The following is a 14,914-nucleotide window of genomic DNA, read 5'->3' as shown; positions in this document are numbered from 1 at the left end:
TATAGAAAAGAAAATTCAATAACGCTTTATTTCGGGATATGCAGATACAATCTATAATGATTTTATGGAAAGTTTTTGATTGAATCTATGGAGACCTTTTCGTATAATATAGATATTATATGCTTTTTACATAAAAAAGGAGGATCTTCATATGGGGAGAGATATTGTACTTGCAAAAATAAAAAAAGGTGGAATCACGGCGGTTGTCGGCGGAGCGGTGTTAATGCTGATTTTCGGATTGATCACAATAGGTGTGATGTCAGATAATGCAGATGACGGAATGGGTATGATCATTTTGTTTGGTTTATTTGCATTATTAGGAATTGTATTTATCATAATAGGGATTCGTAATATTGTAAGACCTGAAAAAACCGGCTATTTGAAAAATAACCCGCAGCTTTTGGAGATGGCCGACCAGTTATATTCGCATATAATATATGAAGACCAATATGTATTGATTTCCGATAAGGTGCTTGCGAATAAGAAGCAGCCGACACAGATGACCTGGCTCTGGGATGTATATCTGATCTATCTGCATACTACATCGACGAACTTTATTCCAACCGGAAGTGAATATGTAATCGAAAATCGTTTTCAAAAGAACCGTGTTGCTATTAATGTACTGGCAAGAGGGAAAAAGAGTAAACAGGAGTTGTTGAATGTACTTGCACAGGCATGTCCAAATGCGAGATTTGGATATTCTGATGAGGGGCTGGCATATCTTCAGTATATGAGAAATCAGGATCTCAGAAATATTCCGAATACACCTTATTATCAGGGAGTACCGGTGCAGATGCAGGACAATGTGCAGCAGTAATTAGAATATGCAGTAGGAAGATAAAGTATAGATAGAATGTGTAACAAAAAGCAGATAATGTGACAGCAGATCGATACTGCATAGAATAACAGCTTACATAGTGGAGACTTAAGAACAGATAGAAAGCAGGAATTGAGATGGAACGTAAACATGAATATCAGACAAAGAGCAGACAGATGATCCTTGATTATCTGATCCGGAATAAAGATCGTGCCGTTCATGTGTCGGATATTATACGGCATATGGATCAGGAAGAGTGTTCGGTAAATAAAACAACTGTATACCGATATCTGGATAAGCTGGTCGCAGAGAAGACACTGATGAAATATGTGGCTGATAAGGGCGAAAAAGCAGGATATCAGTATGTAGAACAGCCATCCAGGTGTCAGAAGCATCTACATCTGCAATGCTCCGAATGTGGAAAGGTCATCCATCTGGACTGTGATTTCATGAAAGAGATATCAGAGCACATTTTGTCTGATCATGGGTTCACACTTTGTTGCAAGGATTCCATTTTATATGGTGTCTGCGACGAATGCAGTAAGAAAGAAAAGAAACAGAAAAATAAAACCAGATAACAGGAATTTCCATGCTGAAAATTGAATATTTCTGATAATAGGAGTTGACATTGGGCAAAATAATGCTATAATCTGATAATGCAACTTGGTTGCAAATTATATTTTCAGGAATGAGATGGATAGTATGGAATTATTATTTGATTCGTTTTCAGATGCACTGATCGATAGTGTAAAATTAATACCATTTTTATTAGTGACATATCTGCTGATGGAATGGTTGGAGCAGAGAACAGAAGAAAAGCAGAAGCAATATATGCAGTCTGCCGGTGCGTTTGGTCCGTTGGCAGGTGGAGCACTTGGAATCGTTCCACAGTGTGGATTTTCCTGTGTGGCAGCAAACCTTTACAGTGGTGGCGTGATCACAGCAGGAGTTGTGCTTGCAGTATTTATGTCAACCTCTGATGAGATGCTCCCAATCTTTATTTCGCATACAGTAAATGCCGGTACAATTATTCGTATCCTGCTTGCAAAAATGTGCATTGCGATCGTTACAGGTTATGCAGTCGATCTTGCAAATAAATATATCCGCAGAAGATATCTGGCAGGAAGAAAAACGAAGCATACAGCGTCTTCAAAAAGCGATAATTCTAAAAATACAGATGGTGCAGATGAATCAGAGCATTCTGGATATTCCGTTCAGGCAACACAGACAGTCAATGCAGAATGTACACATAATTATAAAGATACTCATACACATAATGGAAAAAGTGTGCATGTGCATGATGAAAAAATTATTCATGCCGATGATGAAAAAAGTACACACACACATCATGGACATATCCACTATGATGGTACAGACATAGAAGAAAAACATATCCATGATCTGTGCGAGCAGGAACACTGCAACTGCGAGGACGGAATCTGGATGTCGGCATTAAAGCACACCTTGAAGATCACGGTATTTATCCTGGCGGTATCCTTTGTGTTAAATATTATTATCGGTATCGCAGGGGAAGATGCGATTGGAAGACTTCTTGGTGATGTACCGTTCCTTGGAGAAGCAATGGCAGCACTGATTGGACTGATACCAAACTGCGCACCATCTGTTATTATTACGGAGCTTTATCTGGATGGTATGCTCAGTGCCGGAGCAATGATGTCAGGCCTGCTTGTCAGCGCAGGCGTAGGACTTCTGGTATTGTTCCGTATGAACCGCCACAGATTGAAAGAAAACATTATGGTTGTTGGAACCTTGTATGTTACTAGTGTGTGCTGGGGGTTGTTGATCAATCTGTTGGGTATCACATTTTAAATAGAAAGAACAGCGAGAACAGAAAGAATGGAGCAGAAAACAGCAATAGTTATCGGGGCATCAACAGGAATTGGTGCAGCAACGGCGGAAGCCCTTGCACAACAATATAAAAAAATAGCCATAACGTCATTTCGTCATCCGGAAAAGCTGAAAGAGGTTCAACAGAAGATACTTGCGCAGGGCACAGATTGTTATGCAGAGATTGGTGATGCCGGAGATTTTACATTTGTAAAGCAGTTTATAGAACATGTAACCGAACATTTTGGTGAGAAGATTGATCTGTTGGTCAATAATGCCGGAATTTCTTATGTCGGGCTGCTGACTGATATGGATGAAACGGACTGGAAAAGAATTATAGATACGAATATAACGTCAGTATTTAACACATGCCGTCAGGTTGTGCCGTACATGGTGCATGCACATAAGGGACGTATTATCAACATTTCATCTGTATGGGGCAATGTCGGAGCCTCCTGTGAGGTAGCGTATTCAGCAACCAAAGGTGCGGTCAATGCATTCACAAAGGCTCTTGCGAAGGAACTCGCCCCAAGCGACATCGCGGTAAATGCCATCGCATTTGGTGCAATTGATACTACGATGAATGGACATCTGTCATTGGAAGAAAAAATAGCTCTGGAAGAGGAGATTCCGTTTGGCAGGATGGCTACTGAGAAAGAAGCCGCAGATTTTATCGTAACGGCAGCAAATGCCGGCAGTTATCTGACCGGTCAGGTCCTGACCTTTGATGGAGGCTGGCAGTAGTCTGGTAAACGTTTTGCATTTTCCATAATTATCTATTGAAAAATTGTTCATATTGCTATAAAATAATCTATGCAAAGTTGCGTAGGTATGGGGTAGAGATTATGGGAATAAAGTTTATTAAAAAGAAAAAGAGTGAGGTTGCTGCGGCAAATACATCGGCAGATCTGAAAACGACAGTAGATAAAGATGGCAATGTTGAGATCGTATCGAAGAATTTTACAATGACAACCAGCCAGCAGCCGAAGAAGGAAGCAGAGGCTTCAGAGTGGACATGTTGGGGCTGCGGACATGTAAACAGTGGAGAAGTCTGTGAGGTTTGTGGGAAAAAACGGGTACAGAAGTAAAATATATGGAATTGGTTGATTTTTAAAACAGAGAGTATAGAAGTGAAAAAGGATTCTTGTATGAAAACATATAAGGATTCTTTTTTTATGTCCGGGAAATGGACAAAATACAGGATTGTATATTATATTGGTCTAGCATTTTTCACGGATAAATAAGAAATTGGAAATGCAGGTTGAAATTTAAAAGTACGTTTGGTATACTCAGTAGGTGATTTTTAGGTATTAATGAAGAATCATAGAATAGTAATGTTTTTGGTGCATTTGTGATGCATGGAACTGGTAGGCTGTTTTAAGAACAATCGGATGTTCCTAGGATGCATTATAGTATATATTAAATGGAGGCCAGAAAATGGGAAAAAAAGTATTGAGATTATTTCTGGAAACAATGCTCAGAGCACTTGTAATTATTCTTGCAATCGGAATAGTTATTATGGGAGCACTGCTTATAAAGACTTTAGTAAAGAATAATTCTCTGAAAGACAGTAAGAAAACAACAAATGGAAAAGAAATTGTAACAGAAGCAGAAGATGAAAATGATCCTACCTTTAAGAATGGAGATGGAGAAAACAGTGGATCAGATGGCTCAGATGAAGCGGGTTCCGTTGCTTCCACAGATGCGAAGATCCTTGTTATCAATGCGACAGGAACAAGTGGAGTTGCCGGCGCATGGAAGACAGCATTAGAAGGCAAGGGCTATGCTTCTGTAGAAGTTGGTACATATACACAGTCTGCAATTGCAACCTCAAAGGTATGTGTATCCGGTTCATATGATGGTGCAGATCTTGCTGCTGAATTAACCTCACCGGAGATGTCAACGGTAGATTCCGTAAGCGCATCGGATTGTGATGTATCGATTGATGGATATGATATTATCGTTATTATAGGAACCAGTGATATTAAAAATTAAACAGAACAACTGGAAGAATATATATTTGCTCAGGTTGTCCATACAAAAAACGGGTATTTTCACAGAAATGTGGCAGTACCTGTTTTTTTGTTTTAGATGCATATGACTATACCGGAATAAATCGGACATACTATAAAAAATTGTATGAAAGGTGGTTTGTATGAAAAATATCGGCGAAGTGATAGAAACATATGCATTGCTTACGGTGGCAGCATTTCTGATGTCGCTTGGTGTTGTCTGGATTTTTAACAGTGAACAGATCGTGCCGGGTGGTGTGACAGGAATTGGAATTATAATTGAGAATTTGACAAAAGGGATGGGAAACGGAGAAACAGGCATACCGGTCTGGCTGAGTAATCTTGTGATCAATATACCTCTTTTTATCTGCGGATATTTTCTATTGGAAAAGAAGAGCATGATAAGGACAGCATATACAACAGCCATTTCAACCGTATTCATGGCGGTTATCCCTACATTTCCCCTAGCAACGCAGGATAAACTGCTGAATATGATCCTTGGCGGTGTTATGTTTGGCTGTGCTTATGGGCTGATGTTCCGGCAGAATGCTTCCTCCGGCGGGGTTGATCTGATGGCATTGATCCTGAATCATCTGCGGCATGATATAGGAGCACCATTATTTCTTGGCGGGATCGATCTGGCGATCGTTGTGGCAGGCGGACTGGCATTTGGATTTGAAAATATGCTGTATGCAGTTATTGCGATCGCGATATCGACAAAATTATCCGATGTGATCGTGCAGGGGCTCCGGCATGGAAAACTGGTATATATTATTTCTTCCCATTGTGAAGAGATCAAAGCCTGTATCATGAATGAGATCGGAAGAGGTGTGACGGTATTAAATACCAGAGGTGGTTACACGAATGAAGGGCGTATAATGATTATTTCTGTTTTGTCAAGTAGGCAATTAGTAGAATTAAAAGATAAAATAAGGACAATTGATGAAAATTCTTTTCTCATTGTAGGGCAGGTTACGGAGGTTTTTGGTGAAGGTTTCACAAAATTCTCGTCTTAAATCTTCTTAAATCGATGCGAAAATCGTCAAAATGTTAGTTTTTTTGCGGTCGTATACAAAACAAACAAAACATTAAAATTTTTTTTGGGCAATAATCATATGGTTTAAAGAAGGGGAATGTTGTAAAATGACACTATGTTCAGAACGAATGAATAAATAAAACAATACTATATAATATTTACGGAGGTATTTGCAGAATGGCAAGTTTATCACTTAAGAACATCTATAAGGTATATCCTAACGGATTCAATGCTGTTAAGGATTTCAACCTTGAAATTGAAGATAAGGAGTTCATCATTTTCGTTGGACCTTCAGGATGTGGTAAGTCAACAACTCTTAGAATGATCGCAGGTCTTGAGGATATCAGCTCAGGTGAGTTATGGATCGGCGACAAGCTTGTAAATGACGTAGAGCCTAAGGATAGAGATATCGCAATGGTATTCCAGAACTACGCTCTGTATCCACATATGTCAGTATATGACAACATGGCATTCGGACTTAAGTTAAGAAAGGTTCCGAAGGAGAAGATTGACAAGGCTGTTCATGAAGCTGCTAAGATCCTTGACATTGAGCACTTACTTGACAGAAAGCCAAAGGCTTTATCAGGTGGTCAGAGACAGCGTGTAGCTATGGGTCGTGCAATTGTTCGTGAGCCTAAGGTATTCCTTATGGATGAGCCACTTTCAAACCTTGATGCGAAACTTCGTGTACAGATGCGTGTTGAGATTTCCAAGTTACATCAGAGATTACAGACAACTATCATCTACGTTACACATGACCAGACAGAGGCTATGACACTTGGTACAAGAATCGTAGTTATGAAGGATGGTATCATTCAGCAGGTAGATACACCACAGAACTTATACGATAAGCCATGTAACTTATTCGTAGCTGGTTTCATGGGTATGCCACCTATGAACTTCATTGATTGTAAGGTAGTTAAGTCTGGATCAGACATTCTCTTAATGTTCGGTTCACACTCAATCAAAGTTCCAGATAGCAAGGCTGAGAGACTTATCGCACTTGATGCAGTTGATAAGGAAGTTGTTCTTGGTATCCGTCCAGAAGATATCCATGATGAGCAGCTCTTCATCGAGTCCTCACCGGAAAGCGTTATTGATGCAAGAATCAATATCTATGAAATGTTAGGTGCAGAAGTTTACTTATACTTCACAATCGATCAGTTCGATATCACAGCAAGAGTTAATGCTCGTACAACAGCAAGACCTGGTGATACAGTTCAGTTCGCATTTGACTTAAGCAAGATCCATATCTTTGATAAGGAAACAGAGGAAATCTTAGTAAGCTAATAGATGCTACATACTTAATATTTATAAACAAAGAGGGAAAATGCAGAAAATTCTGCATTTTCTCTTTTTTTTTTTTGAAATATGTTTTAGAATAGGTATAGTAGTGTATTTTGTTATTCGTATGCTTTCCGGGAGGTTTATCCGTCGGGCAGAATGGATAGGGAAAGAATACAGAATCCGAATATAAGAATAAGGAGTGTAGAATATATGATATCGAACCAGATACTTCAGGATACGATTGATGGATTAAAGAATATTACAAGAACCGATTTATGTGTTCTTGATACAGAAGGTAAAATACTTGCATCAACATTTAAGGATGTCGATGACTGTGAAGAGGCTGTACTCGCATTTGTGGATTCTCCTGCGGAAAGTCAGGCAATCCGTGATTATCAGTTCTTCAAGGTATTTGACGATAACCAGTTAGAGCATATCTTACTTGCAAAGGGTGAGACAGATGATACCTATATGGTAGGTAAGATCGCAGCATTCCAGATCCAGAATCTGTTAGTTGCATACAAGGAGCGTTTTGATAAGGATAACTTTATCAAGAATCTTCTGCTGGATAATCTGTTGCTTGTTGATATTTACAACCGGGCAAAGAAACTGCATATCGATACAGATGTCAGAAGAATCGTATTTATCATTGAAACCAAGAATGAGAAGGATACCAATGCACTTGAGACGGTTCGTAATATCTTTTCAACAAAGACAAAGGATTTTATCACTGCTGTAGATGAGAAGAATATTATTCTTGTAAAGGAAGTAAAGCAGACAGAGTCCTATGATGATATGAATAAGATCGCAAAGGTCGTTGTAGATATGCTGAATACAGAGGTTATGTCTTCTGTTCATGTATCTTATGGTACGATCGTAAATGAGATCAAGGAAGTATCCCGTTCTTATAAAGAAGCAAAGATGGCACTGGATGTAGGAAAGATCTTCTATGAGAACCAGAATATCATCGCATACAGCAATCTGGGAATCGGACGTCTGATCTATCAGCTTCCACTTCCGCTTTGTAAGATGTTTATTCGTGAGATTTTCGATGGCAAGTCACCGGATGAATTCGACGAAGAAACACTTACGACGATTGATAAGTTCTTTGAGAACAGTCTGAATGTATCAGAGACATCCAGACAGTTATACATTCACAGAAATACTCTGGTTTATCGTCTGGATAAGCTTCAGAAGAGTACAGGCTTGGATCTTCGTGTATTTGAGGATGCGATTACATTTAAGATCGCGCTGATGGTTGTAAAATACATGAAGTATATGGAGTCATTAGATTATTAAAGGTAAAAGCTGGTCTCTTTGTAATATATTGTATGCATGATTTACACATATATTTCACATTTAGTTGCTATACTTGCAAATGCAAAGAGAGAGAAAGTACAGACAGTTAAAGTTGAAAGGAAACCATTATGATAGAGTTAGAGAATGTTACTATGACCTACCCGGGTGGTATGACGGCTCTGAAGAATGTTAATATCAATATAGAAAAAGGCGAGTTTGTCTTTATCGTTGGAAGCAGTGGATCTGGTAAAACGACATTGATCAAGCTCTTATTAAAGGAACTAGATCCGACATCCGGTTCTATCCGTGTAGCGGGATATAATTATAAAACGATCAAAAAGAAGAATATCCCAAAGGTCAGAAGAAAGATTGGAGTTGTATTCCAGAACTTCCGACTGTTAAAGGATCGTACTATCTATGAGAATGTCGCATTTGCACAGAGAGTTATACAGACTCCTGCAAGATATATCAGAAGACGGGTACCTGCTATGTTGACGCTGGTAGGACTTGCTGATAAGTACAAGTCATATCCAAAGGAGTTATCCGGTGGTGAACAGCAGAGAGTTGCCATGGCAAGAGCTTTGGTAAATAATCCTGAGATCATCCTTGCCGATGAGCCAACCGGTAACCTGGATCCGAAGAACTCAGAGGATATTATGGAGCTGCTGGACGATATCAATAAACGTGGAACGACAGTTGTTGTAGTTACACATAATAAGGATATCGTAAATGAGATGCGAAAGAGAGTAATCACACTGAAGAAGGGTGTGGTTATCAGCGATGAAAAACAAGGTGGTTATATAGATGAAGATTAGTACATTCTTTTATATCCTGAAACAGGGATTTACAAACATCAGAAGAAATATATTGTTCTCCCTTGCATCCATCGGTACAATTATTTCGTGTTTGTTTATATTTGGTATTGTATATGCAGTTGTTGTTAACTTCCAGTCCGGAATGCAGGATCTGGAGAACAACGTAACGATATCTATCTTTTTTGATGAAGATATTCCGGATGAAACGGTTCAGTTGATCGGAGAGCAGATCCGTGTTCTCGATTATGTGAACACAATGGATTTTATCAGTGCAGATGAAGCATTTGATAAATTCTGTGAGCAGAACTATGATGATCCGAAAGCAGCAAAAGCAGCTTTTGGTGATGACAATCCGTTAAAGAATTCTGCTTCTTATGAGGTAACATTGAAGGATGTATCCAAACAGGCTGAATTTGTAGCATTTGCAAAGGGACTGGACGGTGTAAGAAATGTCAGAAGCTCAGAGGTAACGGCTGATAGTATTTCGACATTATCATCACTGGTCGGTTATGCTTCCGTCGGTATCGTTGTGATACTGATGCTGGTATCTATCTTCCTGATCAGTAATACGATCACGATCGGTATTACCGTTCGTAAGGAAGAAATTGCGATCATGAAGCTGATCGGTGCAACAAACTTTTTTGTACGTGCACCGTTCATAATAGAAGGTATTATTATCGGAGCAGTCGGTTCTGTTATTCCGCTTTATCTGTTATATATTATGTATCAGAAGATTCTGGAATATGTGGCAGGACGATTTGCAGTTCTGACATCAGTATTTGCATTTGTAAGCAAAGAGGAACTGTTCCGTACAATGGTACCGGTAGGCTTAATACTTGGTATAGGTGTAGGTTTGTTTGGTAGTTTGATCACTACCAGAAAACATTTGAAGGTTTAAGGGAGGTTTTATTTTGAAGAAATTTCAGATTCCATTGATGAAGAAATTCAAAAAGACAGCAATTGTTGTTGTATGTGCGGTTGCACTTGCGGCAATACCGCCGGTTTCCAATGTCTCGGCAACTTCCATGCAGGAGGCACAGGACAGCAAGAATGAAGCTGAGGGAAATAAAAAAGATGCACAGAACGTGCTGGATGGTCTGCAGGAGAGACAGAATCAGTTGATCAGTGATGTTGAAGTACTTGATAAACAGGTTTCTGATATCCAGACAAAGATCACTGCAAAAGAGGAAGAAGAAGATCAGTTAAATACTGAGATCGACGATACAAAGGAAAAGCTTGCAGCAGCCCAGGTTGAGGAAGATAATCAGTATGCAGCAATGATGAAGCGTATTCAGTATCTTTATGAAAACGGAGAGGTAGAATACATAGACACACTGATGTCATCTGCTTCCTTTACAGATATGTTGAATAAATCAGAGTATGTTGAGCAGATTTCAAGCTATGACCAGAAACAGTTAAATGCACTGATCCAGACCAGACAGGATATTCAGGATTACGAAGCAACACTGGAAAAAGACCTGAAAGAGGTTGAGAGTGTTAAGGCTGATCTTGAAACTGAAAAAGATAATCTGAATACAACAATTACAGAGAAGAATAATAAGATCGCAGAGTATTCCAAGGATATTGACGCTCAGACAGCTATGGTTGAACAGTATCAGAAAGAGATTGATGCAGCAGATGCAGAGATGGCAGCCATTCAGAAGCGACTGGATGAGCAGCGTGCAGCACAGCAGCAGAGTGGTGGCAGCAGCGGAAGCAGTGAGCCACAGTACTATACACCAAGCGGTGGTTCTTACATGTGGCCTGCTACACAGGGAAGCCGGATCAGTTCTTACTTCGGACCAAGATCTTCACCTACAGCAGGTGCAAGTTCGAACCATAAGGGAATTGATATTCCATGTCCAACCGGTAGTGATATTGTTGCATCAGCAGCAGGTACAGTTGTTGTATCACAGTACAGCTCATCTGCAGGATACTACATCATGATCGATCATGGAAATGGTGTATCGACAGTATATATGCATAATTCCCAGTTGGTTGTCAGTGTAGGACAGAGTGTTGAACAGGGACAGGTAATTGCCAAGGCAGGAAGTACCGGATACAGTACAGGTTCCCATTGCCATTTTGGAGTTATGATCAATGGATCTTATGTAAATCCACTGGATTACCTGTAAAAAGACAGAAAGCTGGGATTCATACAAGTATGATAACCAGTCAGAATTGTAAGATTTTACAGAATTACACATAGGATAAAACAACAGACAGATCGGGTGAAAGCTGGATTTGTCTGTTGTCGTTTATAAAAGGAAATTTTCGGGAGATATTCAAAAAAGCTAACATGATACAAATGAATATGAATGATTATTTCTAAGAATATGAAAGGATGCAAAATGCGCGATGCGCATTGCAAAAGGTAAAATGAAGCATAATTTTAAGAAATGGATTCTTGGTGCGGCAGTTATAGCCGGATGTGCGGGAATGATGGGATGCTCCTTTACGAAGGACAATACAAAAAGCGGCGATTTGAATACGGATGCTGGAAAACGGCATGATAATCTGGAATACAATGGTTCAGTCGTGGATGAAGATACACTGGAGAAGCTTGCAAGTCTGGAGACGATCATAGATCAGTCGTATTATTTTGACACATCGGATGAGGATATGCAGAATGGTCTGTATGCCGGGCTGATCGAGGCATTGGATGATCCATATGCAAAATATTATACACCAGAGGAATTTGCAAAATTGCAGGAAGACAGTTCCGGAGAATATGCGGGCATCGGTGTTGTTGTGAGACAGGATGAAGATACCGGATATGCGATCGCGGTTAGCATTACAGAAGATTCCCCAGCGTCAGAAGCTGATATTAAGCCGGATGATCTGATCTGTAAGATCGATGATTATGAGATTCAGGAATCTGATGATCTGGATTATCTGGTTACAAAGATCCGTGGAGAAGAAGGTACGGATGTCACTCTTGAGATCTACAGACCAAGCGAGCGGAAGTACCATACAGTAACCATTACAAGAAGAAAACTGGAAAACAGTACCGTTTCTTATTTTATGGCAGATACAGATAAGAAGATCGGCTATGTCCGTGTAACACAGTTTGTTGCGAATACAGGCGATTTGTTCAGAAAAGCAGTAGAAGATCTGAAATCACAGGGAATGACAGCGCTGATGATCGATCTCCGTTCCGATCCGGGCGGAATGTTATCAACGGTTGTTGATATGTGTGATTATCTGCTTCCTGCCGGTAAGATCGTATATCAGGAAGATAAGAATGGAAATGTCTTATCAACGTATGAGTCTACGGATGAAGAGCAGCTAGATCTACCGATGGTAGTGCTCGTAAACGGAGAAAGTGCAAGCGCATCCGAGATCATGACAGCGGCATTAAAAGAATATGGCGTAGCAACGATTGTTGGCGAGAACACATATGGCAAGGGAATCGTACAGTCGGTTATTCCGCTTTCTGATGGCTCAGCAATAAAGCTTACAACTGCCAAATATTTCACTCCAAATGGAAATGACATTCATAAGAAGGGTGTAGCACCGGATATCGAAGTAGAACTTCCGGAGGATTATGTTTCCGATGATTTCCAGGGCGAGAAAGATACACAGTACCAGAAGGGGCTGGAAGTCCTGCGCGGGAAGGTAAAATAGAGCAGGATTAGGTGTAGAAAATAGAGTAATTACATGGTATAATCAAAAATAACGTGTTAAGAAAAATAAAGGAGAAACTTTCATGAATAAGGAATTGATTATCGTACTGGACTTTGGTGGACAGTACAATCAGCTTATTGCACGAAGGGTCAGAGAATGTAATGTTTATGCAGAAGTACATCCGTACACTATGAGCATTGACGAGATCAAGAAGATGAACCCGAAAGGCATTATTTTCACTGGTGGACCGAATAGTGTATACAAGGCTGATTCACCAAGTTACAGCAAGGAAATTTTTGAACTGGGTATTCCAATCCTTGGAATCTGTTATGGTTCACAGCTTATGGCACATGTGCTCGGTGGCAAGGTAGCAACTGCTCCGGTCAGTGAATATGGCAGAACTGAGGTAACAGTGGATAAGAATTCCATTTTGTTTAAAGATGTAAATAAATCAACGATCTGCTGGATGAGTCATACCGACTATATCGCAGAAGCACCAGAAGGATTTGTATCAACTGCAACGACTCCAAACTGTCCATTTGCGGCAATGGAAAATGCGGAGAAGAACTTATATGCAACACAGTTCCATCCAGAGGTTATGCATACAGAAGAAGGAATGAAGATGCTTCGTGCATTTGTCATGGATGTATGTAAATGCTCCGGTGACTGGAAGATGGATTCTTTCGTTGAAGATACGATCAAGAGTCTGCGTGAGAAGATTGGAAATGGCAAAGTGCTCTGTGCATTATCCGGTGGTGTAGATTCGTCGGTTGCAGCCGTTCTGTTATCCAAGGCAGTTGGTAAGCAGCTTACCTGTGTATTTGTCGATCAGGGACTTCTTCGTAAGAACGAGGGTGATGAGGTCGAGGCAGTATTTGGTCCGGATGGTCCATATGATCTGAACTTCATCCGTGTAAATGCGCAGGATCGTTTCTACCAGAAACTTGCAGGAGTTGTTGAACCGGAAGCAAAACGTAAGATCATCGGTGAAGAATTTATTCGTGTATTTGAGGAAGAAGCAAAGAAGATCGGCGCTGTCGACTTCTTAGTACAGGGAACAATTTATCCTGACGTGATCGAATCCGGTCTTGGAAAATCTGCAACGATCAAGAGCCACCACAACGTAGGCGGACTTCCGGATTATGTTGATTTTAAAGAAATCGTTGAACCGCTTCGTCTCCTGTTCAAGGACGAGGTTCGTAAAGCGGGTCGTGAGCTTGGCATCCCAGAGTATCTGGTAAGCCGTCAGCCATTCCCAGGTCCGGGTCTTGGAATCCGTATCGTTGGGGAAGTAACTGCTGAGAAGGTTAAGATCGTTCAGGATGCTGACTATATCTACCGTGAGGAGATTGCAAAAGCAGGTCTTGATAAAGGACTTGGACAGTATTTTGCAGCTCTTACCAACATGCGTTCGGTTGGTGTTATGGGTGATGAACGTACCTACGACTATGCAGTTGCACTTCGGGCCGTATGCACCAGCGATTTCATGACTGCTGACTGCGCGGATATTCCGTTTGAAGTATTGCAGAGAGTAATGACAAGAATTATTAATGAAGTGAAGGGTGTCAATCGAGTAATGTATGATCTGACGAGTAAGCCACCTGGAACGATTGAGTTTGAATAAATCGAGTTGCTTAAAAAAGCCAGTGTTTATGCGGGTTTCAGCGATTTCGATTAGTCTTTTGATAACAAATTGATAACAGTCATAGCAAGTGCCATTATTCTTGTTATCCAGTGGTTTATGGGTAACGGAACAATTAACAGGTGGCTTGCAGACTAAAGTTCGGAGCTTGGCTCTGAACAAATTCCATATTATAAACTAAGCCCTTAGCTGTGGTTAATAACCATAGTTAAGGGCTTTTTTGTCGTTGCCAAAGCATCTGTAGGGAGCTGCCAGTGGCAGGTCCTGTAGGTGCTTATTTATCTTTCAAGTGGTCTTTGAATGCTTCCACGAGAGCGTCACTTAATTCCTGTGATGGAACTTTTGCCCAACGCTGTGTGGTGTCGAACTCTGGATAATGGTAACGCCAGTTATCGTATTCTTCTCTGTTGATTTCTTCGGAAGATAGTGATATTCAGGATGGGTATGAGGAAGATGAATTGATTGACGATTATGATTTGCCGGCACATTGGTTAATGATGCAGATGAACAATTTTTGCGTTGGCGCTAATT

At 40.3% G+C, this 14,914-nt stretch carries 14 protein-coding genes and 1 pseudogene; 14 read left to right on the top strand and 1 reads right to left on the bottom strand.

The window, feature by feature from the left end:
• The first annotated feature begins 151 nt into the window (after positions 1–151).
• The 14 genes from WKT03_RS10795 to guaA all read left to right on the top strand — a co-directional run bounded on the left by WKT03_RS10795 (position 152) and on the right by guaA (position 14,365).
• The gene (locus WKT03_RS10795) at positions 152–817 is read left to right on the top strand and encodes a phage holin family protein (RefSeq protein ID WP_119962519.1); all 666 of its coding nucleotides are present in this window, start codon (positions 152–154) and stop codon (positions 815–817) included.
• Positions 818–954: 137 nt separating this feature from the next.
• On the top strand, positions 955–1,395 hold the full coding sequence (locus tag WKT03_RS10790; protein WP_008399910.1) for a Fur family transcriptional regulator: 441 nt from the start codon (positions 955–957) through the stop codon (positions 1,393–1,395).
• Positions 1,396–1,519: 124 nt separating this feature from the next.
• Positions 1,520–2,647, top strand: a complete 1,128-nt coding sequence (locus tag WKT03_RS10785) for a putative manganese transporter (protein ID WP_243863380.1) — start codon at positions 1,520–1,522, stop codon at positions 2,645–2,647.
• Between the two features lie 27 nt (positions 2,648–2,674).
• Positions 2,675–3,409 carry an SDR family NAD(P)-dependent oxidoreductase gene (locus WKT03_RS10780; RefSeq protein ID WP_340391955.1) on the top strand — a complete coding sequence of 245 codons (735 nt, stop codon included), beginning with the start codon at positions 2,675–2,677 and terminating at the stop codon, positions 3,407–3,409.
• A gap of 101 nt (positions 3,410–3,510) precedes the next feature.
• A complete protein-coding gene (locus WKT03_RS10775; RefSeq protein WP_340391952.1) occupies positions 3,511–3,753 on the top strand; it encodes a hypothetical protein in 243 nt (80 codons plus the stop codon).
• 349 nt (positions 3,754–4,102) lie between these two features.
• Positions 4,103–4,660, top strand: coding sequence for a LytR C-terminal domain-containing protein (locus tag WKT03_RS10770; protein WP_340391949.1), 558 nt, complete (start codon positions 4,103–4,105; stop codon positions 4,658–4,660).
• Between the two features lie 160 nt (positions 4,661–4,820).
• Positions 4,821–5,693: a YitT family protein gene (locus tag WKT03_RS10765; protein WP_340391945.1), complete on the top strand. Its 873-nt coding sequence runs from the start codon at positions 4,821–4,823 to the stop codon at positions 5,691–5,693.
• Positions 5,694–5,890: 197 nt separating this feature from the next.
• Positions 5,891–7,003, top strand: a complete 1,113-nt coding sequence (locus tag WKT03_RS10760) for an ABC transporter ATP-binding protein (RefSeq protein ID WP_021943138.1) — start codon at positions 5,891–5,893, stop codon at positions 7,001–7,003.
• A gap of 207 nt (positions 7,004–7,210) precedes the next feature.
• Positions 7,211–8,299 carry a PucR family transcriptional regulator gene (locus tag WKT03_RS10755; RefSeq protein ID WP_021943137.1) on the top strand — a complete coding sequence of 363 codons (1,089 nt, stop codon included), beginning with the start codon at positions 7,211–7,213 and terminating at the stop codon, positions 8,297–8,299.
• Between the two features lie 128 nt (positions 8,300–8,427).
• Positions 8,428–9,114, top strand: a complete 687-nt coding sequence (ftsE, locus tag WKT03_RS10750; protein WP_021943136.1) for a cell division ATP-binding protein FtsE — start codon at positions 8,428–8,430, stop codon at positions 9,112–9,114.
• Positions 9,104–10,012, top strand: coding sequence for a permease-like cell division protein FtsX (ftsX, locus tag WKT03_RS10745; RefSeq protein ID WP_021943135.1), 909 nt, complete (start codon positions 9,104–9,106; stop codon positions 10,010–10,012). Before ftsE ends, ftsX begins: the two co-directional genes overlap by 11 nt.
• 13 nt (positions 10,013–10,025) lie before the next feature.
• A complete protein-coding gene (locus tag WKT03_RS10740) occupies positions 10,026–11,249 on the top strand; it encodes a murein hydrolase activator EnvC family protein (RefSeq protein ID WP_243000471.1) in 1,224 nt (407 codons plus the stop codon).
• Between the two features lie 223 nt (positions 11,250–11,472).
• Entirely contained in the window at positions 11,473–12,741 is a 1,269-nt protein-coding gene (locus tag WKT03_RS10735; protein WP_243863381.1) for a S41 family peptidase, read from the top strand.
• Between the two features lie 82 nt (positions 12,742–12,823).
• Complete coding sequence (gene guaA / locus WKT03_RS10730; RefSeq protein ID WP_044944527.1) at positions 12,824–14,365, top strand: glutamine-hydrolyzing GMP synthase; 1,542 nt, start codon at positions 12,824–12,826, stop codon at positions 14,363–14,365.
• A 292-nt stretch (positions 14,366–14,657) separates the two neighbouring features.
• Here the strand turns inward: guaA and WKT03_RS10725 are convergent.
• Positions 14,658–14,810 (bottom strand): annotated as a pseudogene (locus WKT03_RS10725) (helix-turn-helix domain-containing protein); the annotation flags it as partial.
• Positions 14,811–14,914 lie beyond the last annotated feature (104 nt).

Origin of the sequence: Coprococcus sp. HCN-4056 (assembly GCF_037892645.1) — a bacterium.
GTDB lineage: Bacteria > Bacillota > Clostridia > Lachnospirales > Lachnospiraceae > Coprococcus > Coprococcus ammoniilyticus.
The sequence above is the reverse complement of the archived record's forward strand: the minus strand, read 5'-3'. Positions and strand labels throughout refer to the sequence as shown.

Coding starts and splice junctions, on each gene's coding strand:
- WKT03_RS10795 (WP_119962519.1), top strand. CDS start 152: ATGGGGAGAGATATTGTACTTGCAAAAATAAAAAAAGGTGGAATCACG.
- WKT03_RS10790 (WP_008399910.1), top strand. CDS start 955: ATGGAACGTAAACATGAATATCAGACAAAGAGCAGACAGATGATCCTT.
- WKT03_RS10785 (WP_243863380.1), top strand. CDS start 1,520: ATGGAATTATTATTTGATTCGTTTTCAGATGCACTGATCGATAGTGTA.
- WKT03_RS10780 (WP_340391955.1), top strand. CDS start 2,675: ATGGAGCAGAAAACAGCAATAGTTATCGGGGCATCAACAGGAATTGGT.
- WKT03_RS10775 (WP_340391952.1), top strand. CDS start 3,511: ATGGGAATAAAGTTTATTAAAAAGAAAAAGAGTGAGGTTGCTGCGGCA.
- WKT03_RS10770 (WP_340391949.1), top strand. CDS start 4,103: ATGGGAAAAAAAGTATTGAGATTATTTCTGGAAACAATGCTCAGAGCA.
- WKT03_RS10765 (WP_340391945.1), top strand. CDS start 4,821: ATGAAAAATATCGGCGAAGTGATAGAAACATATGCATTGCTTACGGTG.
- WKT03_RS10760 (WP_021943138.1), top strand. CDS start 5,891: ATGGCAAGTTTATCACTTAAGAACATCTATAAGGTATATCCTAACGGA.
- WKT03_RS10755 (WP_021943137.1), top strand. CDS start 7,211: ATGATATCGAACCAGATACTTCAGGATACGATTGATGGATTAAAGAAT.
- ftsE (WP_021943136.1), top strand. CDS start 8,428: ATGATAGAGTTAGAGAATGTTACTATGACCTACCCGGGTGGTATGACG.
- ftsX (WP_021943135.1), top strand. CDS start 9,104: ATGAAGATTAGTACATTCTTTTATATCCTGAAACAGGGATTTACAAAC.
- WKT03_RS10735 (WP_243863381.1), top strand. CDS start 11,473: ATGCGCATTGCAAAAGGTAAAATGAAGCATAATTTTAAGAAATGGATT.
- guaA (WP_044944527.1), top strand. CDS start 12,824: ATGAATAAGGAATTGATTATCGTACTGGACTTTGGTGGACAGTACAAT.